The organism is Nonomuraea sp. NPDC049269 (genome assembly GCF_043197155.1).
GTDB lineage: Bacteria > Actinomycetota > Actinomycetes > Streptosporangiales > Streptosporangiaceae > Nonomuraea.
In genome coordinates this window covers 82,491-106,989 of sequence record NZ_JBICSO010000004.1, presented here as the reverse complement: position 1 = coordinate 106,989, position 24,499 = coordinate 82,491, and the positions used below count along the sequence as shown (strand labels likewise).

The window sequence follows — 24,499 nt, the reverse complement described above, 5'->3', positions numbered from 1 at the left end:
GGGGAAACGTGCCTCCGGGTTGTGTGGCCTCACGACCGCTGCGATTACCGCGGCGGTGCGACTTTCGAGCACGACGTGAGGACCTTGATATGACCCCTTCGGCCGATTTCGATGCCCCCGACCGGCGCGCGTTCCTGCGGGGCCTGGCCGTGGCCGCGAGCCTTCCCCTGCTGGGTTCCGTCCCGAGCCCGGCGTTCGCCGCCGCGGACGATCCTGACCAGTTGTTCAAGGACGGCAGGTTCGCCGCGGCCGAGCGCGGCTATCGGCGCCTCCTGCGCGAGGATCCGCGGAACGCGCACGCCTACGCCCAGGCCGGATACATCGCCCTGCTGTCCAACCGCTTCGGCGAGGCGGAGAAGCACCTGTCCAAGGCCGTCGCCCTGCAGCCCGGCGACGTCGCCTCGGCGCAGCGGCTGGCCGAGTGCTTCGTCCGGCAAGATCAGCTCGCCCCTGCTATACCGCTGCTCCAGGGGACCGGCCGCCCTCGTGACAAGGCGTACGCCGACCTCTACTCCCAGATCAGCGGCTCACCATGGCAGATTCACGGGGCGCGGAGCGCGCACCTGCCCTTCGTCACCCTGGATCCCGTGCCTGCCGTCGAAGCCAGCCTGAACGGGGGGAGGCCCGGGACGTTCTGGCTCGACACCTACGCGACGCTCGACCTGTCGCGCGAGGTGGCGGAAGCGGCGGGGCTGCGCGCGGTGGCGAGCCACTCGGGAGGCGTCGCCAACAATCAGCCGATCACCATCTGGCTCGGTGTCCTGAACTCGTTCAAGATCGGCAACATTGAGATCCGGAACCTTCCGGTGCAGTGGAGCGACGCGCAGCGGCCGTCCCTGCCTGACGGGTCACCGGCGGCGGGCGCGTTCGGAACGACGATCTTCTACCACTTCCTGACCACGATGAACTACGCCGGCCGCGCCCTGATCCTGCGGCCCAAGGCCAAGGCCGCGCCGCGCGCGGGCGCCGCCGACCGGCTCCCGCTGTGGCTGGCCGGGGACCACTACCCGTGCACGCTGGGCAGTCTGGGTGACTACGGGCCGCGGATGGTCACCCTCGACACCGGCGGCATCGGCGTCGGCCTCGACACCACGGTGGAGATCGCCGAGCGGGTGGGCATGAAGGTGGACTACGACCATCCCATCCCACAGCCCGGAACCAAGCTCTATCCGATCACGGCCGAGCGCATCAGCCTGGGCGGGGCCGTCGGGCGCGAGGTGCGCGGCCATGCCGCCGAGCAGGTCTTTCCCGGGTTCCCCGGCCCAGGTCAGTCCGCGCAGTTCGGCTTCGATCTGATCGCCAACTTCACCCACGAGTTCTTCAAGCCTTTCGCGATCACCTTCGACTACACCGACATGCACCTGTACATCACCCGCGGGTGAGTCCTGTCAGTGCGTCAGGACCACGCGCTTACGGAACACCCAGTACGTCCACCCCTGGTACACCAGCACGAACGGCAGCGTGATCAGCCCGATCCAGCTCAGCATCGTGAGGGTGTACGGCCCCGAGGCCGCGTCCGTGAGGGTGAGGCCGGGTAGAGGAGCCCACCGAAGTTCGGCGAAGAGCGCCACGGAGGCCAGGGCGATGGCGCCGGCGGTGGCGGCGAAGGCCCAGCCCTCCCTGCGGCGGAACGTCAGTGCCGCCGCGGCGGCCAGCGCCGCCATGGAGATCAGGGCGGGGATCGAGCCCAGGGCGGACAGCGCCGCCACGGCCAGCGGCAGGACCACGGCGCTCGCGGCCAGCGCGGTCGCGCGGGCGCGTCGGCGTACGGGGCCGTCGGTCTTGAGCGACAGGAAGACGGCGCCGTGCAGGACGCACGTGGCCAGTGTGAAGAGGCCGCCCACGAGCGCGGCGAGCGCGCTGTCGAACAGCAGGTCGGCGAAGACCGCGCCCCACAGGAACGCCGGAAGGGCACTGCCGGCCACGATGCCCAGGTCGCACCAGAACGGGTTGGTCACCTTGCCGCGCCATTCCAGGCCGACGCCGCGGACGATCAGGCCGACCAGGATCAGCACCACCGGCAGGTAGAAGGCGCTGAACATTCCGGCGTACCAGGCGGGGAAGGCCGCGAACATGGCGCCCACGGCGGTGATCAGCCACACCTCGTTGCCGTCCCAGACCGGGCCGATCGTCTCCAGGCTCTGCCGGTGCTGCTCGGGGCCCCTGCTCACGAACGGTGCCAGCAGGCCCACGCCGAAGTCGAAGCCCTCGAGCACGAAGTAGCCGGTCCAGAGGAAGGCGATGATGACGAACCACAGATTGATCACTGTCTGCACCTCAATACATCAGCGACGGCTGGAGTCGCTCGGTCGCGGGGACGGGCTCCGTCTGCTCGGGGCCCTTGCGTACGTGCCTGGTCAGGAGTACGGCTTCGGCCACCGCGAGCCCGCCGTACAGGAGGGTGAAGATCGTCAGTGAGGTGGCCACCTCGGCGAGGCTCACGCCGGGCGACACGCTGGCGGCCGTGAGCAGTTCGCCCGCCACCGTCCACGGCTGGCGGCCTATCTCGCTCAGCAGCCAGCCGGCGATCATCGCGAGGAACGGCAGGGGCAGGGCCAGCACCATGGTCCGGGCCAGCCAATCGGGCAGGTCGCGTCTGCGGCGGGTGAGCCAGAGGCCGAGCACCGACAGCGCCACCGTGGTCAGGCCGAAGACGATCATCACCCGGAACGACCAGAAGACGACGGTCTGGTTGGGCCGGTAGTCGCCGGGGCCGAACTGCCGCTCGAACTTGGCCTGCAGGTCCTCGGTGCCCTGGACCGTGGCGGTGAAGTCGTGGGTGGCGAGGAGGCTGAGAAGGTTGGGGATCTCGATGCCGGGGGCGATGGAGAACGGGGCTCCGGCCGTGTCGTGTTCGAGGCCCTCGGCGGAGGCCAGCTTCATCGGCTGCTGCTCGTACAGCAGCCTGGCCGAGGTGTCGCCGGTGCCCGCGACGACGGCCCCGGCCAGCGCGGTCATGACCAGCGCGGCCCGCGCGGCGCTGCGCCACATGGGTGCTTTCGTCTTCAGCAGCCAGTAGCCGCTCACCGCCAGCACGAACCCGCCCGCCACGATGAAGGCGGCGGCTATGACGTGCGGCACCTGGGCGATCGCGGTGGGGTTGGTGAGCACGGCCCACAGGTCGGTCATCCTGGCGCGGCCGCCGACCACCTCGTAACCGACCGGGTGCTTCATCCAGGCGTTGGCCGCGAGGATGAAATAGGCCGACAAGTTGGAGCCGATGGCGGCGGCCCAGATGCACGCCAGATGGACCTTCTTCGGCAGCCGTTCCCAGCCGAAGATCCACAGTCCCAGGAACGTGGACTCCATGAAGAACGCCAGCAGCGCCTCCATGGCCAGGGGCGCGCCGAACACGTCGCCGACGAACGTGGAGTATTCGCTCCAGTTCATGCCGAACTGGAACTCCTGCACGATGCCGGTGACCACACCCATGGCGAAGTTGATCAGGAACAGCTTGCCGAAGAACTTCGTCAGCCGGAGGTAGCGCTCCTTGCCCGTCCGGTGCCAGGCGGTCTGCAGCCCGGCCACGAAGATGCCCAGGCCGATCGTCAACGGCACGAACAGAAAGTGGTAAACGGTGGTCACCCCGAACTGCCACCGCGCGAGATCGAGCGCGTCCATCTTCCCCCCACCGGGTGCTTTGCTCTACAAGCTGTAGTGCGTCTACTTACAGTAGTACTACAGGCTGTAGAGCTGGGCTATGCGATCTTCGTCACAAGCCTGCGGATCGGTGGTCTCACGATGGCGTGCGGGGGTGTTCGGGCGCGTCAGCCGAGGGGCTGATTCGTGCGTACGTCTTGGGGTGGACCTGGTCCACGGTGCTGGGTGTCAGCCGGTTACGCCGCTCGAGATCTCCGGCGCCTTCGACAGCATGGGCATGGACGCCGGCCAGCTGCTGGCCGCAGAGATCGAGACGATGGTCGCCGCGGCAGACGCCCGCTGACCCTCCCTCGTCGGGGCGCGGTCAGCTGGCGTTTGTCCGGCTTGCCGCGGTCGCTGCCGCGCTTCTCACGGTTGCCGCGGCTTGCCGCGGGGCAACGTGATGGATCATGGCCGGCCTGTACTTCCTGCGCGGTGGGCCGGAGCCCGCGTCTCCCCGGGGCGGGGCGCTTCTGGCAGGCGCGGGGGATGGCGCATGGGGATCGGCGTGATGCTCAGGTGATGCGGCCGGTCCAGGAGGCGGCCGCGGCCTTGAAGATCATGGCCAGTTCAGTGTCGAAGTACGGGGAGGCCCCCGTGTCGTAGCGGCCGTCGCCGTCGGTGTCGGAGACCCCGGTCGTGATGCCGTTGAGGTAGCCGAGGCCGTGCTCGTCGCTGTAGTCCTTCAGCCAGGCGGAGCCGAGCGAGCCGTCGCCGGTGAACGGGGACTCGACGCCGACCAGTTGATCGGCGGGCGGACTGGACAGGCTCATCGCGGATGTCCTGCCGGTGGACCGTTCGAGGCTCTGGCCGGTGTAGGGCCGGGTTCCGTCGGGGTGGGGGCCGGCGGGGAAGCCGAAGATGTCCACAGCGGGGGCCGTCGTCTCGTTGATCTCCTGATTGAAGGTCAGGCCCTGCCCGCCGACGATGTCCGCCAGCCTCCCGTTGGTGGTCAGCGTTCCGTCGGCGGACGGGACGACGCCGCTGTAGACGTTGACGAAGGCGAAGTCGCGGTCATGGTCCTGGTACTGGGTGAAGTCGTAGTGGGTGAACGCCCGCTTGCCGACGTAGAGGCCGAACGGGGTCGCGCCTTCGGCGGAACCGGGGATGAAGACCCAGTTGTGGGTCGTGACGGGCGCGCCCACCGTGTCGTACACACAGTGCGCGGCCGTGGCGACGACGTTGCGGTACTGCGTGTGCACGGCGGCTCCCGAGCACCAGTGTGGCTGCTCGTCACCGCCGACGAAGAACACCTTGCCCGCGGTCTGGGGCAGGTCGCCCTCCGCCAGCGGAGCCACGGGGTTGTACTGGACGGGCTGGGTGGACGGCACGATGGCCCCGGACGTGCGTTCCCCGCGGACCTCGTGCGGCGGGGCGAAGGGGGTGGCGGCCTTGAGGTTGGCGGCCCCGTCGGCCAGCCAGAACGCCGCGACCTGCTGGGCTTCCGCCGCGCTGAAGGCCAGCGGGGCCGACACCACGTTCGCCGCATGGGCGGGTGTGGCCAGAGCGGTGGCGCCCAGCAAGCCTAAGGCGACGCCGGACGCGAGCAGCTTGCGTCTCATATCGATCTTCCCCGTTCCGTCGTGGGGCCGTTGTGACGACCTCATCTACGTGGAGCAGCAGGAAGATCGTAAACTTTGGCGAGTGCACAGGGAAGCCTTTATGCGAACCTGTATTCGATTAAGGCGCTGCCTTCGAATATAAGCTTTCGTACGCGCTCGATCACCGCGTGGTGGGCAGGCGTGCGAAATGGCCAGGGGGTGTCCTGGTCTTTTCGGGCTGAGGTCGGGACGGCCGGTGTCAGCGGTTGGTGGCGGCGTCCAGGTACGCCTGGAGGTTGCCCAGTTCGTAGCCGCGGCGCTTGATCTTGTTGACCAGGATGCGGAAGTCCCTGGCCAGGTTCGGGCGGAAGTGGATCAAGAGGATGTCGCCGGGGCGCAGCTTCTTGTCCGGCACCTGGTAAGCGATCTTGCCGCCGGGCTGCACGGTGGCCGTCCAGAGCAGGACCGTCTTCAGGCCGCAGTTCTTGGCGGCTCTGAGTGTGTCGGTGTTGTAGTTGCCGAACGGCGGCCTGAACAGCGTCGGCCTGGCCCCCAGCTCTCTCCTGATGATGGTGGAGGAGCCGCAGATCTCCCGTCGCTGGGCGTCGTAGCCGAGGAGGCGGAGGTTCGGGTGGGTGAGGGTGTGGTTCTCGATGGGTACGTGGGCGTCACGTAACGAGCGGAAATATCCCCATTTCCCGGCGCCTACGAACTGGCCGGGGCCGCCGGCGGGGTCGGGCGTGCCCTTGGCCTCCACCGCGTCCCGCATGGCGAACGCGGTGATCGGGATCCGCTGGTCGCGTACCTGCTGGACGAAGCCGGGGTCCTGTTCCCAGCCGTCGTCGATGGTCAGGAAGACGACCTTGCGGGTGGTGGGGATGGAGCTGATCACCTGGGGCAGGGGGCCGGTGGCCGGGAGCTCGCGTACCTCGCCGCGCCTGGGCACCGCGCCGGGCGGGCCGTCGAGTTGCTGCGTGGTCGCGTCGGATCTGGGGGCGGTAGTGCTGGTGGCCGTGCTGCCTGGCGTGGCGCCGGTCGTGTCGCCTCCTGGGCCGTCTGCCGTACCGCCTGACCCGCCGCTGGTCGCACAGCCGGCCAGCAGGACCGCGACCGCCGCCACGGCGGCCACGCGGATCGGCCGGGCCACGGGGGCCAAATCGTCCGCTTGGGCCGCTCGCGTCAGGGCCGCATGGGTTAGGGCCGCTTGGGGCGGGGCCGTTCGCGTCAGGGTCGCTCGGGCCAGGGCCGCTCGGGCCATACCGGCCGCGCGTACTGCGGGGACCTGCGCGCGTACTGCGGGGAATGCGCGGGCGACTCGGGACACTCGGGCACCCAGCACATCGGCCACATGGGCCACGATCGACACGTTTCGTCCCCTGACTCGACCCTTCAACATCGGTCCCATCCTGCCAGCCATGATCGCAAGGCGGGCACATCCGATAAGGAGTGATCGTCCGGCTGGCGAGTGTTGCCCTTATCGCGAACGTCCCTTCGTCCCTAGAGTGGCGATGTGAAGGTGGCAGGCAGCGCCATGATCGGCGTCGAGAGGCATCGCGTGTGGGACGCGCTCCAGGATCCGGCGGTGCTGGTACGCACCATCCCGGGCTGTGAGCGCCTGGAGGAGACGGGGCCGGACACGTACAGGATGACGGTGACGGCGGGGGTCGCCTCCATCAAGGGCGTCTACCAGGGCGAGGTGTCGCTGGCCGAACCGTCGGAGCCGGAGAGCTTCGTGCTGCGGGCGCGCGGCCAGGGCGCTCCGGGGACGGTGGAGGCGACCGTTCTGGTACGGCTCAGCGAGGTGGACGAGGGGACTCGGGTCGACTACGACGCCGACGCGGTCATCGGCGGCATGATCGGCGGGGTGGGGCAGCGGATGCTCGGCTCGGTGGCCAAGAGGACGGCGGGGGAGTTCTTCGCGGCCGTCGAGGATCATCTGCGTGCCCCGGAGGATGAGTACGCCGTGCGCGGCGGCGTACCCGCGGCCGGAGAGGCCGGGTCGCGAGCGGCGGCGGACCGTGGGGCCGGGCAGGGCGCGGTGGTGCGTTCCGGAGCCGGGCAGGGAGCGGTCGCCGAGGGAGGAGTGGGGGTGGACGAGCTGGCCGCCCGCCGAGCCGCGGTGGCGCGTGCGGCTGGTGAGGCCGCGGATGCGGAGGGGCGCCGGGCGCCTGCCGTGTACGAACGCCCATCCGCCGTCTACGAACGCTCGCCCAGGAGCCACACGGAGACACGCCCGTGGGTGATGCTGGCGTCGTTCGGGATGGGGGCGGGCATCGCCCTGACCGGCGTCGCCGTGGGCTGGCTGCTCGGCCGGACAGGCCGTCGTCCACGCCCCTGACCGCTGCTCGGTCGAACGGGCCGTCGTCCGCGCGCGCCCCTGACCGCCGCCCCACCGGACCAGCGCCATCCTGGCGCGTCGAGACGGCGATACGGGAAAGGACGGCTGCGCCTGCCACCGGGTTCCGTCTCGAAGGATGTCGGGATCTTCTTGAGGGACGTCCGGCATCGCCTCGGGGATGGCGGTGCCGACGGATTGGCCGCCGGTGAGGGCTGAGGCCTTGAAGGGGGCCGGGTCGTCAAACCGGCTGCTCATGAGGGTGGGAATGAGCTCTCGCGGAAAAGGATCTCCAGGCGTAGCGTGGCTGTATGCGGCAGGCACACGCTGAAGACGCACGAACCGAGGCCCGGCGAGTCATACGCAACCTACTTGGAGAGGAGCGCCCGACCGCCGAGGCGCTGATCGGCGACGCGCGCCCCGCCCTGGGCGACGAGCGGACCGAACGCTGTCTGAGTCTGGCGCTCGGCGCGTCTCTCACCAGGCGGTCCGCCGAGCTGGCCGCCATCGCCGCGCTGCTGGTCGGCGCCCGCGAGCTGGGTGCCGAGTGGTGGACGCGGCCCCGGGGCGGCAAGTTGCCCGCACCCGACGAGGTGCTCCGTACGGCTGTCGCGATCGAGCCGTGGACCGATCTGACCGCGCTGGAGATGCTCGCCGCCTGGATCTCCGACGACGCGGCCGACCAGCTGTGGGGCGAGCCCGTCGCCCAGGTCGACCTGAACTCGTGGCAGGCCGAGGACCGTTTCGAGCTGCCCGAGGGGGCGAAGCCGGGTCAGCGGCTCGTCGTGCACTTCGATGCCGGCGGGCGGCTCGACGCGGTCGTCACCCGGCGGCCTGACGAGGACCTGGGCTCGAACCTCGACTTCCACTCGTTGCGTTATTCGCGTCCGGCCGAGGCGCAGTGGAGCTGGGGAGTGGCGGCCGGGCTCGGGCCGCACCGGCTGCCGGGGGAGGACCCCGATCCGTACGCCCGCGAGGTCCCCAGTGCCGCCGCCGGCATCCTGCGTGCCTGGGCGCTACGGCACGGCGCCACGCGCGAGCAGCTGGGCGAGCGGTGGCAGACGGTCGGCGACGTGGTGGCGGCCATTGAGAGGGTCGACTGGATGTGGCGGAGCGGGGAGTGGTTCGGCTGGTGGCGTGGCGCCTCCGCTCTGGTGGACGACTCGGCCTACCTCCCCTATCGGCTGGAGGAACTGGCCGCCGGGTGACCGGCCCGTAAGGGAACGGCCGACGGGTGACCGGCCTGTCGGTAACGGCCGCTGGGCCACCGGCCTGGTGACCATGGGCCACCGGCCTGATGGGGCGTACCCGGCCGGTGGAATGGGGGCCGGGTTCCGGAGGTTGTCATCGAGCGTGAAAGTCGAGATATTTTCGGACATCGTCTGCCCCTGGTGCTACATCGGTCATGCCCGCTTCGCCCAGGCCGCCGACCGGTTCCGCGCCAAGGGCGGCATCGTGGACATCACCATGCGCCCGTTCCAGCTGAACCCGGACGCCCCCGCCGAAGGCGAGCCGTTGCTCCCCGCCCTGGAGCGGAAGTTCGGCGGGAACGTCGCGCAGATGACCTCCCGCGTCACCGGCGTGGCCGCCGAAGAGGGGCTGGACGTGCGCTTCGAGCAGGCCGTCAGCGCGAACACGTTCGAGGCGCACCGGCTGGTCGAGCTCGCCACCCGGCAGGGGCGCGGCCAGGAGGCGGTCGATCGGCTGTTCCGCGCGCACTTCACCGACGGGCTGAACGTCGGCGACCAGGACGTGCTCACGAAGCTGGCCGCCGAGGTGGGCGTGGACTACCCACTGGGTGAGGGCGTCCAGGAGGTGCGCGAGCAGCTTGACCGGGCGCGGGCGCTGGGGATAACGGGTGTGCCGCTGTTCCTGTTCGAGGGGCAGTTCGCGGTGTCGGGGGCGCAGCCGACGCAGACGTTCGACGCCGCGTTCGACGAGGTCGCGGCGCGCACCGGCCAGACGCCGGTGACCGTCCTCGCGGACCCGGCCGACGGCTGCGACGACGGTTACTGCGCCGTCTGAGCGGTGATGTTCCCGGGCAACCGCGCCGTCCCAGCGGTGACGTCCTCGGCCTATTTCGCCGTCTGAGCGATGATCTCCTCGGCCAGCCACTCGGCCACGTTCGCGGGGCCGGGTGGGCGGACGCCGAGGACGAAGTGCGTCACACCGGTGTCCGCCAGCTCGCCGATCAATGACCGGGAGGTGGCGGGGTCGTCGGCGGAGATGACGAGCTGCGTCGAACGGGTGATCTCCGCCGGATCGCGGCCGATGGCGGCGCACTTCTCGTCGAGCACCTTGTTCCGCTCCCTGATGAACTCGACCGTGTTGTGCGGCGGCCCCGGCACGTTCCAGATATCGGCGTGCTCGGCCACCACACCGAGCGTCCTGTCGCCCCACCCGCCGATCAGGAGCGGTGGCGGCACGGCGGGCTTCGGCGCGCACACCACGTCGCGCAACTGGTAGTAGCGGCCGGAGAAGTCGAACCGGTCCTCGGTCCACATCCGCTTGATGATCGTGCAGGACTCGGCCAGCCGGGCCACGCCCTCGGCGGGTGAGGCGATGTGCAGGCCGTACGCGTTGTACTCCCTGGGCACCAGCGTGTCGCCCGGCTGGTGGGTGCCGCCGACGCCGAGGCCGAGGACCAGCCGGCCGGGCGCGATGGCGTCCACGGTCGCCGCGATCTTGGCGAGTACGGCCGGCGGCCTGGTGAGGTTGCTCGTCACCATGAGCCCAAGCTGGAGCCGTGAGGTCCGCGCGGCCAGGGCGGCGAGCATTGTCCAGCCCTCGTGGATCGGCGCGTCCACCGGCCCGAACAGCGGCAGCATGTGGTCCCAGAGCCAGGCGTGCTCGATGGCCGGTACGGCGTCGGCCTGCTGCCAGGTCCGCAGCAGCGCGTCATAGGTGACCCCGACGGGGACGGTCTTCATTCCGAAACTCAGCATGGATCAGCTCCACTGATTGTCAGTAATGCTGATGATTAGGCTAGTGCGAGAATCGGGAGGTGTCGAGACGCCGCCTTGGATACCTGCTGAAGCACGCGAACCTGCGCCTGACCCAGCTCACCGGCCCGGCCCTGGAGCCGTACGGGATCGACGGCCGTGAGCTCGCCGTGCTCCACGTGCTCGACGAGGCCGACCCGTTGTCGCAGCAGGAGGCCGCGCGGCGGCTGCGGATCGACCGGACGACGATGGTCGCCCTGGTCGACGCGCTCGAAGGCAAGAAGCTGGTCAGCCGCCGGCCGCACCCGGACGACCGGCGCAAGAACATGGTCGAGCTGACCACGCGCGGCCGCGACACGCTGCGCGACGGGGGTCAGGCCGTGGAGGAGGCGGAGCGGGCGTTCCTGGCGAAGCTGCCGGCAGACGACGCGGCCCTCCTCAGAGAGCTGCTCGACCGGCTGATCTAGATGGTGCCCTCGCCCAGGAGTCCAGAGCGGTGATGGCGGCGGCAGAGCACCTGGTAGCGCACTGGAGAGGCGTCCGTGTCGCCGATCACGACCTGCTCGCCCGTACGGACCAACTGGCCGCCCACGATCCGCCCGTTGAGCAGTCCGGGCCGCCCGCACCAGCACAGCACCTCGACCTGCAGCCGACACACCTCGTCCGCCAGCTCGAACAGCCGCTGCGCCGCCGGGAACATCACCGACCTGAAGTCGGAGGCCAGTCCGAAGGCGTAGACGTCGACGCCGTGGTCGTCCACCAGGTCGGCGAGTTGCTCGATCTGGTCGACGGTGTAGAAGCAGACCTCGTCGCAGATCAGGTAGTCGATCCGGTCACGCCCGGTCACCAGCGCCACCAGATCGAGCGAGTCCACGACCTCGATCGCGTCCAGACCGAGCCCTATCCTGCTGGTGACCTGGGGTCCGCCCGAGCGGTCGTGCTTGGTCAGGACCAGCCCGCGCCTGCCCTGGCGGCCGTGGTTGTAGTTCATCTGGAGCGCGAGCGTGGACTTCCCGCAGTCCATGGGACCGAAGTAGAACTTCAGCACGGCATCACGAGCGCCGGACGGGACGGCGGACAGGGCAAACGATTCGGTCACAGGGGGCCACCTTAGCGGCTTGGCTTGTTCCATGACCTCGTGGGACATTTCTCCCCTGGAGTTATCAGGAGGATCCGTGGTCACAGAGAAGCCACCACCCGCGCTCGACGCGATGATGACGACCGACGACCTCACGGCGGCGCAGGCCGACGCCACGAGGTGGCGGTACGGCTTCCTCGTCGTCGTGACGGGGATCATCGCGATCCTGGTGGCCTTCGGGGCCGCCGTGTTCGCCACGAGGGAGTTCGCGGCGTTGTTCGCGGGCGTGGCCGGGGTGGTCGGCACGATCATCGGCGCCTACTTCGGCGTGCAGGCCGGGCAGTCGGGAAAGGCCAGGGTTGAGGCCGAACTGGCCAGGTCACAGGAGTTGGTAGTGCGGTTGGCGGCATATGTTGGCACTGAGAACGCGCCCCGTGTCATCGATGAAGTGCTCGGCCGGCGCCGAAGCTGAGGAGCCATGCGTAGCGTCCGTATCGGAGTCGACACCGGAGGCACCTTCACCGATGTGGTGGCGGTGGACGACCAGACCGGTGAGATCGTCACGACCAAGACCCCCTCGACCCCGGCGAACCCGGCCGACGGGTTCGTCAGGGGCATCGAGAAGCTGGGCCGGCTCGACGCGAGTTCCGTCGTGCACGGCACCACCGTGGCCACCAACCAACTGCTAGAGGACCGGATCGCGAACCTGGGGTTCATCACGACCGAGGGTTTCGAGTACATCCTGGAGATCGCCCGGCAGAGCGTGCCCGACGGCTATGGCAACTCCTACTTCTGGGTCAAACCACCGAGGATCGTCCCGATCCACCTGGTCAAGACCATCGGGGGGCGCCTCGACCACACCGGCGCCGAGGTGCGGCCGTTCGCCGAGGAGCAGGCCGCCGAGGTGGCGCGCTGGTTCAAGGCCAAAGGCGTGACCGCGATCGGCGTGTGCTTCCTGCACTCGTACGCCAATCCGGACCACGAACGGCGCATGCGGGACGTGCTGGCCCGCGAGCACCCCGAGGCGGTCGTCTCGCTGTCGAGCGACGTGCTGCGCGAATACCGCGAGTACGAGCGGTCGGTCACCACGCTCGTGGACGCGGCGGTCAAGCCGACGATGCGCCGTTACCTGGCCAACCTGTCGGCCCGGCTCGGCATGCCGTTCTCGGTGATGAAGTCGAACGGCGGGGTGCTGTCGGCCCGCGAGGTCGTCAACCAGCCGATCACCACGGTGCTGTCGGGACCCGCGGCCGGCGCGCTGGGCGCGGCGCTCATCGCGTCCACGGCGGGGCACCCGTCGGTGATCACCCTGGACGGCGGCGGCACCTCCACCGACGTCTCGGTGGTGATCGACGGCGAGCCGTCCATCACCACCGAGGGAGCCATCGGCCGCTACCCGTGCAAGATCCCGATGATCGACATCGTCACCGTCGGCGCGGGCGGCGGCTCGATCGCCTGGATCTCGCCCGAGGGCACGCTGAAGGTCGGCCCCAAGTCTGCCGGGGCCGATCCGGGGCCGCTCTGCTACGGCCGGGGCGGCACAGAGGTGACGGTCACCGACGCGCACGTCTTCCTCGGCCGCATCCCGCCGCACCTGCTCGGCGGCGAGATCCCGCTCGACGTGGCGGCCGCGCGCACCGGCATCGAGGCGCTGGCCGACAAGCTCGGGATCGGCGCCGAGCGGACCGCGACCGGCATCCTGGAGATCAGCGCGTTCAACCAGAGCAACGCCATCCGCCAGCTCACCGTCAAGCGCGGGCTCGACGTGCGGGACTTCCCGCTGGTGACGTTCGGCGGCTCGGGGCCGCTGCTGGCCTGCCGGCTGATCGACATCCTGGGCCTGCCCGCGGTGATCGTGCCGCCGGATCCCGGCAACGTGTCGGCGTTCGGCCTGCTCACGGTGGACGTCAAGAACGACTACGTCCGTACGTACGTCACCCGCGACCTGTCCCTGGAGACGGCCGGGGAGATCTTCCGCGAGCTGGAGGGCGAGGCGGCGCAGGCGCTCGACCGGGAGGGCTTCGACGACCCGGTCTACGCCCGCAGCGCCGACCTGCGTTACTACGGCCAGGCGTACGAGGTGCGCGTGGCCGCCCCGGCGGGCGAGGTGGACGAGGAGTGGCGCCGGGAGGTGCTGGACCGCTTCCACGCGGCGCACGAGAAGCTCTACGGCTACGGCTACCGCGACGACGAGCGGCACGGCGTCGAATGGGTCAACCTGCGTGTCTCCGGCATCGGCCCCATCACTCGCCCGGTGATCCGCCAGAGGTCGCCGCGCACCGAGGAGCGGCCAGCGGCGGGGACCAGGAGCGTGCACTTCGAGTCGGCCGCCGACACGCCGATCCACCAGCGGTCCGACCTGGACCCCGGGACCGTGGTCGAGGGGCCGGCGGTCATCGAGGAGTACGGCTCGACGATCCCCATCCATCCCGGCTTCACCGCCGAGGTGGACGAGTACGGCAACGTGGAGGTGCGGCGTGGCTGACCCCGTTCTCGTCGAGATCGTCGAGGGCACCCTGGCCTCCGTGGAGAAGGAGGTCGAGACCGCGATCGCGCGGACCGCCCGCTCGCCGATGATCCGCGACGCGCACGACTTCCGCGCGGGCATCCACGACGCCCGGCTGCGCAAGCTGACCGGCCGCTCCTACAGCGCGCTCGTCCAGCCGATCGTCCGCGACTTCCCGATCGACACGATGAAGCCCGGCGACGTCTACTTCCACAACGACGTCTACCTGTCCGAAGGCGGGATCGGCCACCTGCCCGACCTGTGCGTCACCGTCCCGGTCTTCCACGAGGGCTCGGTGGTGGCCTTCGTGCAGGCGTTCGGGCACCACGACGACATCGGCGGCTCGGTGCCCGGCTCGATGCCCTCGCACGCGCGCAGCGTGTTCGAGGAGGGGCTGATGGTCCCGCCGATCAAGCTGTGGGACGCGGGCGTGCCCAACGAGGCCGCGCTGCGCATCATGACCCGCAACTCGCGCATGCCCGACTCGCTGGCGGGCGACCTGGACGCCGAGTGCTCGGCTTGCCTCATGGGGGCGCGCCGCCTGGGCGAGCTGTTCGACAGGTACGGCAAGGCCGAGGTCGAGGAGTGCTTCGACGCGATCATCGGCAAGACGACGGAGACGTTCCGGCGCGAGCTGCTGGCCAAGATCCCCGAGGGCACCTACGCCTGGGAGGACTACGCCGAGCACGACGGCGTGGATGAGCCGAGACTGCACGCCCAGCGGATCACGCTCACCGTCGACCACGCGGCGGACGCCCCGCTGAAGATCGACTTCACCGGTACGTCACCGCAGGCCAAGGGGCCGATCAACCACGCGGGTGACTACGCCGACGGTGTGTTCCTGAAGAAGTGGCTGGCCCCCATCCTGCGCAACCTCGCCGACACCCCCGAACGCATGGCCGAGCTGGATGTCAACGAGGGCGTCGTCCCCCTGATCGAGATGGTCTTCCCGGAGAAGGGGACGCTGCTCACGCCGATCTTCCCCGCGCCCACCAACGCCCGGACGTTCGTGATCCTGCGCCTGCTCGGCGTGCTCGCGGGCGTGCTGGCCAAGGCCACCGGCGGCCGCATGCCGGCCGACCAGGAGACGATCCGCTACACCGGCGTCCACGGCGCCGACGCCGACGGCCTGCCGTACCTGATGAGGGAGGTCCTCGGCGGCGGCTCCGGCGGGCGCTGGTACGCCGATGGCGAGGACACCATCCACGTGGTGCCCGACTCGCGCAACATCCCCGTCGAGTTCGCCGAGGCGCGCTGGCCGTTCCGGGTCGAGCGGCTGGCGCTGGCCTGCGACTCGGGCGGGCCGGGCATGTTCAGGGGCGGGCTCGGCTACGACAAGCACATCAGGATGCTCAGGGACGCCTCGTACATGTCGATCGCCGACCGGTCGATCCTGTCGTGCTGGGGCGTCAACGGCGGGCTGGCCGGGCGGCCGTTCCGGGTCGAGATCGCGGGCAAGGAGATGGAGGGCCTGGTGGACGACCACCAGGTGCAGGCGGGCGAGACCATCCGCATCCGCACCACCGGGGGCGGCGGCTGGGGCTCACCGTACGACCGGGACCCGCGCGCGGTGGCGGCGGACGTCCGCGACGGCAAGGTGTCGATCGCGGGCGCCCTGGGCGACTACGGCGTGGTGCTGGACGGCGACCGCATCGACGAGCAGGGCACCGCCGAGCTCCGCGCCAATCTGCGCCCGCCGGCGGGCCGCTTCTTCGACCGCGGCCCCGGCTACGCGAAGCTGTCGGGCGGCCGCTCCCACGCGGAGGTGGACGAACTCTAGGCTGCCATGATGGGCACCATTTCCTGGGTTGTCACGGATTTATCCAGAAATGGAGGACGCCATGCGCGTCGCCCTCGCCGGTCTTGCCACCAGCCACCCCTTCACCGACGCCCACACCCTGGCCCGCCACGCGGACCTGCTGGTGTGGGAGGAGGACCCGGAGCGGCTGACGCGCTTCACCGAGGAGCACCCCGCCGCCAAGGTGCTGCCGAGCCTGGCCGCGCTGCTGGCCGCCGAGCCCGACGGCGTGGTGCTGACCGTGCCGAACCCGCGGGTGCCCGAGGCGCTGGCGGCCGTGCTCGACACCGGCGCGGCCTGCTTCGTGAACAAGCCCGCCGTCGCCACCCGCGCCCAGTTGCGCGAGCTGGACCGGCTGCCGATCCACGACCGCGTGCTGTCCAGCTCGGTGCTCCGCTTCGCTCCGGCCTTCGCCGGAACGCGGGTGGATCCCGCCGACGTGCTCGCGGTCCGGGCCACCGTACGGCATGACGTCGGCCTCTGGGCCAACGGCTACAACGCCTGGCAGGATACCCCCGGCGAGGGCGGCGGGACGCTGGTGACCATGGGGATCCACGGCGTGGAGCTGCTGGTCGCGCTGCTCGGCCCGGACGTACGGCTGGCCGGCGCCGCCTCGGCCACCAGGCACTACGCGGGACTGCGCTCGGAGGACACCGGCGTCATGGCCCTGCGCTGGGACAACGGCGTCACGGGCACCGTCGAGATCCTCGGCGTCTCGGACGCGGAGTCCTATGTCGTCACCGTCCACCGCCGCGGCGGCAGCGACACCATCGTGATCGAGGGAGGCGACGACCACGTCCAGGGCCTCGGCTACGAGGGGACGATCGAGGCGTTCCTGGCCATGATCGGGGGCGCGCCGAGCCCCGTCCCGTGGGCGGAGACCCGGGCCATCCTGGAGGTTCTGGTCGCCGCGCGCGAGAGCGCCCATTGACAGCCTAACTCCGGCGCAGTTACGGTCTGGACCGTAAATACGTAACGGAGGAGAGTGCGTGCGGACGACAGTGGAACTCGAGGAGCGGCTGGCGCGGCCGGGCGACGCCCTCGTCGAAGACCTGGGCAGGCTCGACGGCGACATCCTGATCCTCGGCGCGGGCGGCAAGCTCGGCCCGAGCCTGGTCCGGCTGGCGCTCAACGCCACGCGCGGCGACCGGCGGATCATCGCGGTGTCCCGGTTCTCCGAACCCGGGCTGGCCCGGGCGCTCCAGGACGACGGCGCCACCGTGGTCGCCGCCGACGTGGCCGACGAGGGAGCGCTGCGCGAGCTTCCCGACGCGCCGAACGTGGTGTTCCTGGTCGGCGCCAAGTTCGGCACCGAGGGCCGCGAGCACGCCACCTGGTTCACCAACGCGTACCTGCCCGGCCGGGTCGCGGACAGGTACCGGGACGCCAGGATCGCCGCCCTGTCCACCGGCAACGTCTATCCGCTCGTCCCCGTCACCAGTGGCGGCAGCATCGAGGACTCGCCGACCGGGCCCGTCGGTGACTACGCGATGAGCTGCCTCGGCAGGGAGCGGGTGCTGTCGCACTTCGCGGAGGCGAACGCCACGCGCATGTCGCTGATCCGGCTCAACTACGCCGTCGAGCTCCGCTACGGCGTGCTCGTCGACCTGGCCGGGAAGATCCTGGCCGGGGAGCCGATCGACCTGTCCACCGGACAGGTCAACGTGGTGTGGCAGGGCTACGCCAACGAGGTGGTGCTCCGTTCGCTGCTGCTCGCCGAGTCGCCGCCGTACGTGCTCAACGTGACGGGACCCGAGCTGATCTCGGTGCGGCAGGCGGCGCTGGACCTCGGCGCGGCGCTGGGCAAGGAGCCGGTGTTCACCGGGGAGGAGGCGCCCACGGCGCTGCTGTCGAACGCCGGCAAGTGCCACCGCCTGTTCGGCTACCCGGAGCTCACGCCCGCCGAGCTGATCGAGCACACGGCCCGCTGGGTGGCGGACGGTGGCCCGCTGCTCGGCAAGCCCACCAAGTTCGAACGCCGTGACGGCCGTTTCTAACCGCCCGCCCTGCTCATTGACCCAAGGGGGATTCGACGTGCTCAGCACGGTTCCAGATGCGCAGATGTCCGTGCGCGACCTGTTCAGGCGCGGCCTGGTGATTCCGGCCCACCCGCTGGCGCTGACCGAGGACAGGAAGCTGGACGAGCGCCGCCAGCGGGCGCTGACCCGCTACTACGTCGAGGCCGGCGCGGGCGGGCTGGCGGTGGGCGTGCACACCACGCAGTTCGCCATCCACGGCACCGACCTGCTGCCGCCGGTGCTGGAGCTGGCCGCGCGGACGGCGGGCGAGTACGAGCGCGAGGTCGTCCTGGTGGCCGGGGCGACCGGGACCACGCGGCAGGCCGTGGCGGAGGCCGAGCTGGCCAGGTCGCTGGGCTACCACATGGTGCTGCTGAGCCCGTGCCGTGAACTGGACGAGGACGGGCTGATCGAGCGGGCGCGGGCGGTGGGCGAGGTGCTGCCGGTGATCGGCTTCTACCTGCAGCCCGCCGTCGGCGGACGCACCTTATCCCGAAATTTCTGGACAAGGTTGGCGTCGATCGAGTCCGTGGTGGGCATCAAGGTCGCCCCCTTCGACCGTTACCGCACGCTCGACGTGCTCCACGGCGTGGTGCGGGCCGGACGCGCGGCCGAGGTCGCCCTGTACACCGGCAACGACGACCACATCCTGGCCGACCTCGTCACCACGCACCGGGTCGTCGTGGACGGGCGCGAGGTCGAGATCGAGTTCGTCGGCGGGCTGCTCGGTCAGTGGGCGGTCTGGGTGCGGCGGGCGGTCGAGCTGCTGGAGGAGGCCAAGCTGGCCCGTGGGGGCGACGACGCGGCCGTCCGGCGGCTGCTCACCCTCGACGGCCACCTCACCGACGCCAACGCCGCCATCTTCGACTCGGCGAACGGCTTCCACGGCTGCATCCCCGGCATCCACGAGGTGCTGCGCCGCCAGGGGCTGCTGGCCGGCCGCTGGTGCCTGGACCCGGCGGAGGAACTGTCGCCGGGGCAGCTCGCGGAGCTCGACCGGGTCTGGGCCGCCTACCCGTGGCTGCGCGACGACGACTTCGTCAGCGACGGCCTGTCCCGCTGGCTGGCCTGACCTCATGCGAGCCCGCGCCCTCCCGCCGCATGCGTTCCCCGAGCCCGCCGTCCCCACGCATGCGGTCCCCGAGCGCGCGGCTCACGCGCCCGCGATCCGCGAGCCCGCCGTCCCCGAGTGTGCCGTCTCAGAGAGTGAGGCGGTACAGGGTCAGGGGGCGGCCGCTGGAGCCGCTGGTGAGGTTGCCCGTGCGCTCGGCCAGCCCGGCCAGCTCCAGCCGGTGCAGCATGCGCCGGGCCGTGCGCTGCTGGACCTCGAGGCGGTCGGCGATCTCCCTGGTGGTGAGCGGCTCGTCGCCCGCCGCCGCCCGCGCCTGCAGCAGGCGCTCGATCGTCGCCACCGACAGGCCCACACGGCGGGCGATCACCGAGAGGTTCCGTCCCGACGCCGGGACGCCGGCCACGGATTCCAGGACGATGTCCGTGTCGGCGCGCAGGGACAGGACCGCCGCGACGTCGCCGATGCGCCGGGCGCGGGCCAGGGCCCGGCGGGCCAGGCTCTCCGCCTCCGCCGCGCTGCGGCCCAGCCCGAAACCCACGCGTACCGCCTGGTTGTGCGCCGCCAGGCGGCCCAGCATGGGCAGGCCGGTGAAGCCGCCCGTGGCGTCGTACAGCGGGCCCCGGGTGGTGACCAGGAGGTGGATGCCGCCCCGGAAGGCGGCCAGCGTGCCGCCCAGCGCGGTGGCCTCGCGCAGCAGGCCCTCCTCGGTCTCGACCTCGATCAGCCCGAGCGCGATCTGCGCGTCCTCCTGCGCCTGCCCCTCGGCGGTCAGCAGCAGCTGGCGCAGCGCCACCCGGACCGAATGGACGGACGGCGCCAGGCGCAGCACGTGCATCTCGCCGCGCAGTGCCTCGTGCACCGAGCTGAGGCAGGTGATCACGGGATGGTCGGGGCCGCGCCGGTGGAAGGCGACCGCCTTCTTGGAGGTCATCTCCGGCCGGTAGGAGAGCGTGCGCAGGGCGTCGGCGGGCAGCCCGGCCTCGGCGAACGTGGCGACCACGTCGGCGGTGGGCAGCGTGTCGATCGACAGCCTGGTCACGTCCTGGCCCTCGTGCTGCAGCCGTACCAGGGCGCTGAGCAGCGTCGCGCCCGAGTAGTCGACGAACGCGGCGGGACGGGTCAGCGTCTCGGCGTCGCGCGACAGCATGTACGGCACGATGCCGGTGAACAGCCACCCCTCCACGGCGGCGGCGTGCGCCTCGACGATCTCGGGTGCCTGCGACTCGTGGTCGTAGTCGAGCCGCAGCGCGCTGACGCCGGGCTGCTCCTCGCACGTGGCCGCGACGTCGTCGACCAGATCATGCGGGCCGACGACCCCGATGACGATTCCCACCCACGCCTCCCTCTCGCTCATTTCGGTCAAGACCGCAATCATATCTTGTGAGGAGCCCCTGTGAAGTTCCCGTCCATGGCGGAGGCCGCGGGCCGCACACTCGGCGACGAGGAGGTGGCCGCCGCGACGCGGGTGATCCGCTCGGGCATGCTCAGCTCGGTCTGGGGGACCGAGACGCGAGCGCTCGAACGCGAGGTCGCCGCAATGTACGGCGTCCGCCACGCCGTCGCCTGCGGTTCCGGCACGGCGGCCCTCCATCTGTCGGTCGTGGCGGCTGCGCCGGACCCCGGAGACGAGGTCATCACGACGCCGATCACGGACTTCGGGACCGTGGCCCCCATCTTGGCGCAGAACGCGGTCCCTGTCTTCGCGGACGTCGACCCCTCGGACGGCAATCTGGACCCCGCCGCGGTGGCGAAGCTGATCGGCCCGCGGACCCGGGCGATCATGGCCGTCCACCTGTTCGGCGCGCCGGCCCGGGTGGCGGAGCTGCGGGCGCTGGCCGACGAGCACGGGCTCGCGCTGATCGAGGACTGCGCCCAGGCGTGGCTCACCGAGCTGCCGGGCGGTCGGCTCGCGGGCACGGTGGGCGACGTCGGCACCCTCAGCCTCCAGCAGTGGAAGCACATCACCTGCGGCGACGGCGGCCTGACGCTCACCGACGACGACGAACTGGCGCGTCGGATGCGGCTGTTCGCCGACAAGGGCTGGGACCGGGCGGCCGGGCGGTCGCACGCCGGTTTCGGCCTGAACTACCGCATGACCGAGCTGCAGGCCGCCGTCGCGCGGGCCCAGCTCGCCAAGCTGCCGGGCGTGGTCGCGGCCCGCCGCCGCACGGCCGTACGGCTGCTCGAAGCCCTTCAGGACCTGCCAGGAGTACGGCTGCCGCGGCCGGAGGGGCACGCCTGGTGGCTGTTCCCCATCGTGCGGCCGGCGGGCGACGCCCGGGAGCTGGCCGCGCACCTGGCCGCGGCCGGGATACCCGCACGGGCGGGTTACCTGGAGGAGCCGCTGAACCGCGCCCCTTTGTGGGGCCGGCCCATCTACGGCACCTCGCGCTACCCGCTGGACGGCTACGTCCCGAACCCGTGCCCGGAGGCCGAGCGCCTGGTCGCCGAGACGCTCCTGATCATCGATTGGAACGAGAACTACACGACCGAGCACGCCGACGCCGTCGCCCGCGAGATCACCCGCTTCGCCAAGAGATAACCGTGTGGCGGTAGTTACGTTCAGGCATCAGCCATTGACCCCACCGGCCCGCCGTCATTAGGTTTCGGTCAGGACCGGTATTACGTGAAAGGAATCCGCCGATGAGGAAGACCGCGGCACTCGGCCTGACGGCCGCCCTGGCCCTCGCCGCCGCAGGGTGCGGATCCAGCGGCTCGGACAAGAGCACCGTGACTCTCTGGATGTACCCCGTCATCGGGGACCAGGCCAAGAGCCAGGCGTTCTGGAGCAAGATCGAAAAGGACTTCGAGGCCAAGAACGCGACGATCGACATCAAGATCGACCAGCAGCCGTGGGAGGGCCGTCAGGAGAAGGTCACCACGGCCCTGGTCTCGAAGAAGGGCTTCGACCTGGTCGTCCTGGGTCCCGACCAGATCCCGCAGTACGCCCAGCAGGGCACCATCGAGGCGGTCGACGACGTGGTGGCCAAGGACAAGGCGTCCTACCTGCCCAGCGCGCTCACCGCGCTGACCGTGAACGGCAAGCTGTACGGCGTGCCGATCTACCAGACGATCACCGCCCCCATCTACAACAAGAAGCTGTTCGCCGAGGCGGGCGTCGACAAGGTGCCGGAGACGCTGGCCGAGCTCAAGGCGGCGGCGCCCAAGCTGGCCGCCAAGAAGGTCGCCGTCCTCGACTACCCCGGCAAGCCCGAGGTCAGCCTCAACCAGAGCTTCTACCCCATCCTGTGGGCCAACGGCGGCACGGTCTTCACCCCCGACGGCAAGCAGGCGGCCTTCAACGGCAAGGAAGGCGTCGACAGTCTGCAACTGCTGCTCGACCTGAAGGCCGCCGGCGGCCTGCCCGCGGACGCCGCCAGCAAGGGCAACGAGATCGAGGGCGGCGCCCTGGCGAGCGGCAAGAGCGCGATGTACCACGCGGCCACCGCCCTGCAGGCCACTCAGCTCGGCGCCGCGATCGGCGCCGAGAACGTCGGCATCGGCCTGCCGCTGGAGGGCACCAAGCGGGTCGCGTTCGGCATCCCCGGCGCCCTGGTGCTGGCCAAGCACACCGAGAACAAGGACGCCGCGAAGAAGTTCGCCACCTACCTGTCCTCGCCCGAGGTGGCCGCCGACCTGGCCAAGGAGTCGGGCTTCTTCCCCGCCCGCACCGGCGTGACCGTGCCGGGACAGTCGGCCGCGGCCACGGAGTTCGCCAAGTCTCTGCAGTACGCCTTCCCGGGTGACGCCCACCCGAAGGCCCGCCCCGTGATGGCCATCATCGCCCCGCACATCCAGGCGGCCCTGCTCGGCAAGGAGGACGCGAAGACGGCGCTGGACGCGGCGGCCAAGGAGGCCAACGCGCTGCTGAGCAACGGCGGATAGGGGATGCGCCATCGCCTGCGTGATCCGGTCACGGGACTGCTGTTCGTGCTGCCCGTGCTGGTGCTCTTCCTGATCTTCCGGATCTTCCCCTCCCTCGCGGCGGCGGGGATGAGCCTGACCAACTGGAACATCGGCGGCGAGTGGGACTTCGTCGGCGCCGACAACTACGCCCGGCTGCTCGACGACGCGATCTTCTGGACGAGCCTGCGCGTGACGCTCGTGTACGTGGCCGTCTACGTGCCGCTCACCCTGCTCGTCTCGCTGGGCACGGCGTTGCTGCTGAACCAGGTCGTGTTCCTGCGCGGCCTGTTCCGCGGCATGCTGTTCCTGCCGTACGTGACCAGCTTCGTGCTGGCGGGTGTCATCTGGCGGTGGATCTACGAGTTCGACGGGCTGATCAACGGGATCCTGGGCAAGGCGGGCCTCGGCCCGGTGGCCTTCCTGGAGCAGTCGTCGCTGGTGCTGCCGGCCCTGGCCGTGGTGTCGGCGTGGAAGGGCTTCGGCTACTCGATGCTGATCCTGCTGGCCGGGCTGAAGGCGATCCCGGGCTCCTATCTGGAGGCGGCCCGGGTCGACGGGGCGTCGGCGTGGCAGCGGTTCCGCCGGATCACGCTGCCGCTGCTGAAGCCCGCGATCTTCTTCGTCCTGGTGATCGAGACGATCAGCGCGTTCCAGACCTTCGACACCGTCTACGTGATGACCGGCGGCGGTCCCGCCAGGGCCACCTACACGCTCATCTACGGCATCTACGACCACGGCTTCAGGTCCTTCGACTTCGGCTACGCCGCCACGTGGGGGATGGTCCTGTTCGCCCTGGTGCTCATCGTGTCGCTGATCCAGCGCCGCTTCCTGGACCGGGGGAACACATGACGCGCACGCGGCGCCGCTGGCCGCTGATCGCGCTGCTCGCCGTGCTGTCGGTGCTGACCGTCAGCCCGTTCGCCGCCATGCTGGTCGTCGCGCTGTCGCCCGCGGGCCAGCCGACCCTGCCCGCGCGGTGGCCGGACTCGCTCACACTCGACAACATCACGCGGGTGCTGTCGGCGTCCGGCTTCGTGGGGTGGACGGTCAACTCGCTGGTATATGCGGTGGTCTCGGTGGTGATCATCCTCATCACCGCCTCGATGGCCGGGTACGCCTTCGCCAAGAAGCGCTTCCCCGGCCGCCAGGCGATGTTCTGGACCTTCCTCGCGACCATGATGGTGCCCTTCCAGGCCACGCTCATCCCGACGTTCGTGCTGGTCAACAGCCTCGACGGGGTGGACACGTTCTGGGGGCTGATCGTGCCGACGCTGGCCAACTCGCAGGCCGTGTTCCTCATGCGGCAGTTCATCCTGGGGCTGCCCGACGAGCTGTTCGACGCGGCCAAGGTGGACGGCGCCTCCGAGCTGCGGGTCTACTGGACGATCGTGGTGCCGCTGACCCGGCCCGTGCTGGCCACGCTGGGCGTGTTCGTGTTCCTGTGGCACTGGAACGACTTCCTGTGGCCGCTGGTCGTCGGGCAGAGCGACGCCACGCGTACGCTCACCGTCGGTCTGACCACACTGCGGACCGAGGAGCTGCAGCTGTCGGTGCTGATGGCGTCGGCGGCGGTCTCCGTGGTGCCGTGCCTGCTGGTCTTCTTCCTGTTGCAGCGGTACCTGGTCAACAGCATCGCGATGACCGGGCTGAAATAAGCTCTCTCG

General features: G+C 70.4%; 23 protein-coding genes. 16 read left to right on the top strand and 7 right to left on the bottom strand.

The window, feature by feature from the left end; all coding sequences use genetic code 11:
* The first annotated feature begins 89 nt into the window (after positions 1-89).
* Positions 90-1,382 carry a tetratricopeptide repeat protein gene (locus tag ACGFNP_RS23040; RefSeq protein WP_393321785.1) on the top strand — a complete coding sequence of 431 codons (1,293 nt, stop codon included), beginning with the start codon at positions 90-92 and terminating at the stop codon, positions 1,380-1,382.
* 6 nt (positions 1,383-1,388) lie between these two features.
* Here ACGFNP_RS23040 and cydB read toward each other — a convergent pair whose 3' ends face one another.
* Entirely contained in the window at positions 1,389-2,267 is an 879-nt protein-coding gene (cydB, locus tag ACGFNP_RS23035) for a cytochrome d ubiquinol oxidase subunit II (protein WP_358314143.1), read from the bottom strand.
* Positions 2,268-2,277: 10 nt separating this feature from the next.
* Positions 2,278-3,621 (bottom strand): cytochrome ubiquinol oxidase subunit I, encoded by a 1,344-nt coding sequence (locus ACGFNP_RS23030; protein ID WP_358314140.1) that lies wholly within the window; start codon positions 3,619-3,621, stop codon positions 2,278-2,280.
* Positions 3,622-3,802: 181 nt separating this feature from the next.
* Here ACGFNP_RS23030 and ACGFNP_RS23025 point away from each other — a divergent pair, with 181 nt between their 5' ends.
* Positions 3,803-3,943 carry a hypothetical protein gene (locus tag ACGFNP_RS23025; RefSeq protein WP_358314137.1) on the top strand — a complete coding sequence of 47 codons (141 nt, stop codon included), beginning with the start codon at positions 3,803-3,805 and terminating at the stop codon, positions 3,941-3,943.
* Between the two features lie 211 nt (positions 3,944-4,154).
* Here the strand turns inward: ACGFNP_RS23025 and ACGFNP_RS23020 are convergent, their stop codons facing one another.
* Positions 4,155-5,201 carry a trypsin-like serine peptidase gene (locus ACGFNP_RS23020; RefSeq protein WP_393321781.1) on the bottom strand — a complete coding sequence of 349 codons (1,047 nt, stop codon included), beginning with the start codon at positions 5,199-5,201 and terminating at the stop codon, positions 4,155-4,157.
* Positions 5,202-5,439: 238 nt separating this feature from the next.
* Positions 5,440-6,327 carry a polysaccharide deacetylase family protein gene (locus ACGFNP_RS23015; RefSeq protein WP_393321778.1) on the bottom strand — a complete coding sequence of 296 codons (888 nt, stop codon included), beginning with the start codon at positions 6,325-6,327 and terminating at the stop codon, positions 5,440-5,442.
* Positions 6,328-6,690: 363 nt separating this feature from the next.
* On the opposite strand from ACGFNP_RS23015, the gene ACGFNP_RS23010 reads away from it, so the two are divergent.
* From ACGFNP_RS23010 to ACGFNP_RS23000, 3 genes are all read left to right on the top strand, one after another.
* Entirely contained in the window at positions 6,691-7,518 is an 828-nt protein-coding gene (locus tag ACGFNP_RS23010; RefSeq protein ID WP_393321775.1) for a carbon monoxide dehydrogenase subunit G, read from the top strand.
* 308 nt (positions 7,519-7,826) lie between these two features.
* The gene (locus ACGFNP_RS23005) at positions 7,827-8,723 is read left to right on the top strand and encodes a hypothetical protein (RefSeq protein WP_358314127.1); all 897 of its coding nucleotides are present in this window, start codon (positions 7,827-7,829) and stop codon (positions 8,721-8,723) included.
* Between the two features lie 145 nt (positions 8,724-8,868).
* Positions 8,869-9,540 (top strand): DsbA family protein, encoded by a 672-nt coding sequence (locus tag ACGFNP_RS23000; protein ID WP_393321772.1) that lies wholly within the window; start codon positions 8,869-8,871, stop codon positions 9,538-9,540.
* Positions 9,541-9,590: 50 nt separating this feature from the next.
* Here ACGFNP_RS23000 and ACGFNP_RS22995 read toward each other — a convergent pair whose 3' ends face one another.
* A complete protein-coding gene (locus ACGFNP_RS22995; RefSeq protein ID WP_393321769.1) occupies positions 9,591-10,460 on the bottom strand; it encodes an LLM class flavin-dependent oxidoreductase in 870 nt (289 codons plus the stop codon).
* A gap of 59 nt (positions 10,461-10,519) precedes the next feature.
* Here ACGFNP_RS22995 and ACGFNP_RS22990 point away from each other — a divergent pair, with 59 nt between their 5' ends.
* Positions 10,520-10,924 (top strand): MarR family winged helix-turn-helix transcriptional regulator, encoded by a 405-nt coding sequence (locus ACGFNP_RS22990; RefSeq protein WP_393321766.1) that lies wholly within the window; start codon positions 10,520-10,522, stop codon positions 10,922-10,924.
* On the opposite strand, the gene ACGFNP_RS22985 is transcribed toward ACGFNP_RS22990, so the two are convergent.
* Positions 10,921-11,556 carry a thymidine kinase gene (locus tag ACGFNP_RS22985; protein ID WP_358314114.1) on the bottom strand — a complete coding sequence of 212 codons (636 nt, stop codon included), beginning with the start codon at positions 11,554-11,556 and terminating at the stop codon, positions 10,921-10,923. The genes ACGFNP_RS22990 and ACGFNP_RS22985 overlap by 4 nt on opposite strands.
* 76 nt (positions 11,557-11,632) lie before the next feature.
* Here ACGFNP_RS22985 and ACGFNP_RS22980 point away from each other — a divergent pair, with 76 nt between their 5' ends.
* The 6 genes from ACGFNP_RS22980 (at position 11,633) to ACGFNP_RS22955 (ending at position 18,929) form a co-directional block, all read left to right on the top strand.
* Positions 11,633-12,007, top strand: a complete 375-nt coding sequence (locus ACGFNP_RS22980; protein ID WP_358314111.1) for a hypothetical protein — start codon at positions 11,633-11,635, stop codon at positions 12,005-12,007.
* Between the two features lie 6 nt (positions 12,008-12,013).
* A complete protein-coding gene (locus ACGFNP_RS22975) occupies positions 12,014-14,020 on the top strand; it encodes a hydantoinase/oxoprolinase family protein (protein WP_358314108.1) in 2,007 nt (668 codons plus the stop codon).
* A complete protein-coding gene (locus ACGFNP_RS22970) occupies positions 14,013-15,821 on the top strand; it encodes a hydantoinase B/oxoprolinase family protein (RefSeq protein WP_358314056.1) in 1,809 nt (602 codons plus the stop codon). Before ACGFNP_RS22975 ends, ACGFNP_RS22970 begins: the two co-directional genes overlap by 8 nt.
* Positions 15,822-15,882: 61 nt before the next feature.
* Positions 15,883-16,770: a Gfo/Idh/MocA family oxidoreductase gene (locus ACGFNP_RS22965; RefSeq protein WP_358314053.1), complete on the top strand. Its 888-nt coding sequence runs from the start codon at positions 15,883-15,885 to the stop codon at positions 16,768-16,770.
* A gap of 58 nt (positions 16,771-16,828) precedes the next feature.
* Positions 16,829-17,836, top strand: a complete 1,008-nt coding sequence (locus ACGFNP_RS22960) for an NAD-dependent epimerase/dehydratase family protein (protein ID WP_358314049.1) — start codon at positions 16,829-16,831, stop codon at positions 17,834-17,836.
* Between the two features lie 64 nt (positions 17,837-17,900).
* A complete protein-coding gene (locus tag ACGFNP_RS22955) occupies positions 17,901-18,929 on the top strand; it encodes a dihydrodipicolinate synthase family protein (protein ID WP_393321760.1) in 1,029 nt (342 codons plus the stop codon).
* 127 nt (positions 18,930-19,056) lie between these two features.
* On the opposite strand, the gene ACGFNP_RS22950 is transcribed toward ACGFNP_RS22955, so the two are convergent.
* Positions 19,057-20,283 carry a hypothetical protein gene (locus tag ACGFNP_RS22950; protein ID WP_358315664.1) on the bottom strand — a complete coding sequence of 409 codons (1,227 nt, stop codon included), beginning with the start codon at positions 20,281-20,283 and terminating at the stop codon, positions 19,057-19,059.
* A 39-nt stretch (positions 20,284-20,322) separates the two neighbouring features.
* On the opposite strand from ACGFNP_RS22950, the gene ACGFNP_RS22945 reads away from it, so the two are divergent.
* The 4 genes from ACGFNP_RS22945 (at position 20,323) to ACGFNP_RS22930 (ending at position 24,490) form a co-directional block, all read left to right on the top strand.
* Positions 20,323-21,471 (top strand): DegT/DnrJ/EryC1/StrS family aminotransferase, encoded by a 1,149-nt coding sequence (locus ACGFNP_RS22945; protein WP_393321757.1) that lies wholly within the window; start codon positions 20,323-20,325, stop codon positions 21,469-21,471.
* A gap of 101 nt (positions 21,472-21,572) precedes the next feature.
* Positions 21,573-22,814 (top strand): sugar ABC transporter substrate-binding protein, encoded by a 1,242-nt coding sequence (locus ACGFNP_RS22940; protein WP_358314040.1) that lies wholly within the window; start codon positions 21,573-21,575, stop codon positions 22,812-22,814.
* Positions 22,815-22,817: 3 nt separating this feature from the next.
* A complete protein-coding gene (locus ACGFNP_RS22935; protein ID WP_358314038.1) occupies positions 22,818-23,684 on the top strand; it encodes a sugar ABC transporter permease in 867 nt (288 codons plus the stop codon).
* Positions 23,681-24,490: a carbohydrate ABC transporter permease gene (locus ACGFNP_RS22930; protein ID WP_358314035.1), complete on the top strand. Its 810-nt coding sequence runs from the start codon at positions 23,681-23,683 to the stop codon at positions 24,488-24,490. Before ACGFNP_RS22935 ends, ACGFNP_RS22930 begins: the two co-directional genes overlap by 4 nt.
* The last annotated feature ends 9 nt before the right edge of the window (positions 24,491-24,499 follow it).

What these genes read in the sequence shown, in the direction of transcription:
- ACGFNP_RS22930 (WP_358314035.1), top strand. Translation starts at nt 23,681, where the DNA reads ATGACGCGCACGCGGCGCCGCTGGCCGCTGATCGCGCTGCTCGCCGTG.
- ACGFNP_RS22935 (WP_358314038.1), top strand. Translation starts at nt 22,818, where the DNA reads ATGCGCCATCGCCTGCGTGATCCGGTCACGGGACTGCTGTTCGTGCTG.
- ACGFNP_RS23040 (WP_393321785.1), top strand. Translation starts at nt 90, where the DNA reads ATGACCCCTTCGGCCGATTTCGATGCCCCCGACCGGCGCGCGTTCCTG.
- ACGFNP_RS23020 (WP_393321781.1), bottom strand. Translation starts at nt 5,201, where the DNA reads ATGAGACGCAAGCTGCTCGCGTCCGGCGTCGCCTTAGGCTTGCTGGGC.
- ACGFNP_RS23030 (WP_358314140.1), bottom strand. Translation starts at nt 3,621, where the DNA reads ATGGACGCGCTCGATCTCGCGCGGTGGCAGTTCGGGGTGACCACCGTT.
- ACGFNP_RS23005 (WP_358314127.1), top strand. Translation starts at nt 7,827, where the DNA reads ATGCGGCAGGCACACGCTGAAGACGCACGAACCGAGGCCCGGCGAGTC.
- ACGFNP_RS22975 (WP_358314108.1), top strand. Translation starts at nt 12,014, where the DNA reads ATGCGTAGCGTCCGTATCGGAGTCGACACCGGAGGCACCTTCACCGAT.
- ACGFNP_RS22995 (WP_393321769.1), bottom strand. Translation starts at nt 10,460, where the DNA reads ATGCTGAGTTTCGGAATGAAGACCGTCCCCGTCGGGGTCACCTATGAC.
- ACGFNP_RS22955 (WP_393321760.1), top strand. Translation starts at nt 17,901, where the DNA reads ATGTCCGTGCGCGACCTGTTCAGGCGCGGCCTGGTGATTCCGGCCCAC.
- ACGFNP_RS22950 (WP_358315664.1), bottom strand. Translation starts at nt 20,283, where the DNA reads ATGAGCGAGAGGGAGGCGTGGGTGGGAATCGTCATCGGGGTCGTCGGC.
- ACGFNP_RS22965 (WP_358314053.1), top strand. Translation starts at nt 15,883, where the DNA reads ATGCGCGTCGCCCTCGCCGGTCTTGCCACCAGCCACCCCTTCACCGAC.
- ACGFNP_RS22940 (WP_358314040.1), top strand. Translation starts at nt 21,573, where the DNA reads ATGAGGAAGACCGCGGCACTCGGCCTGACGGCCGCCCTGGCCCTCGCC.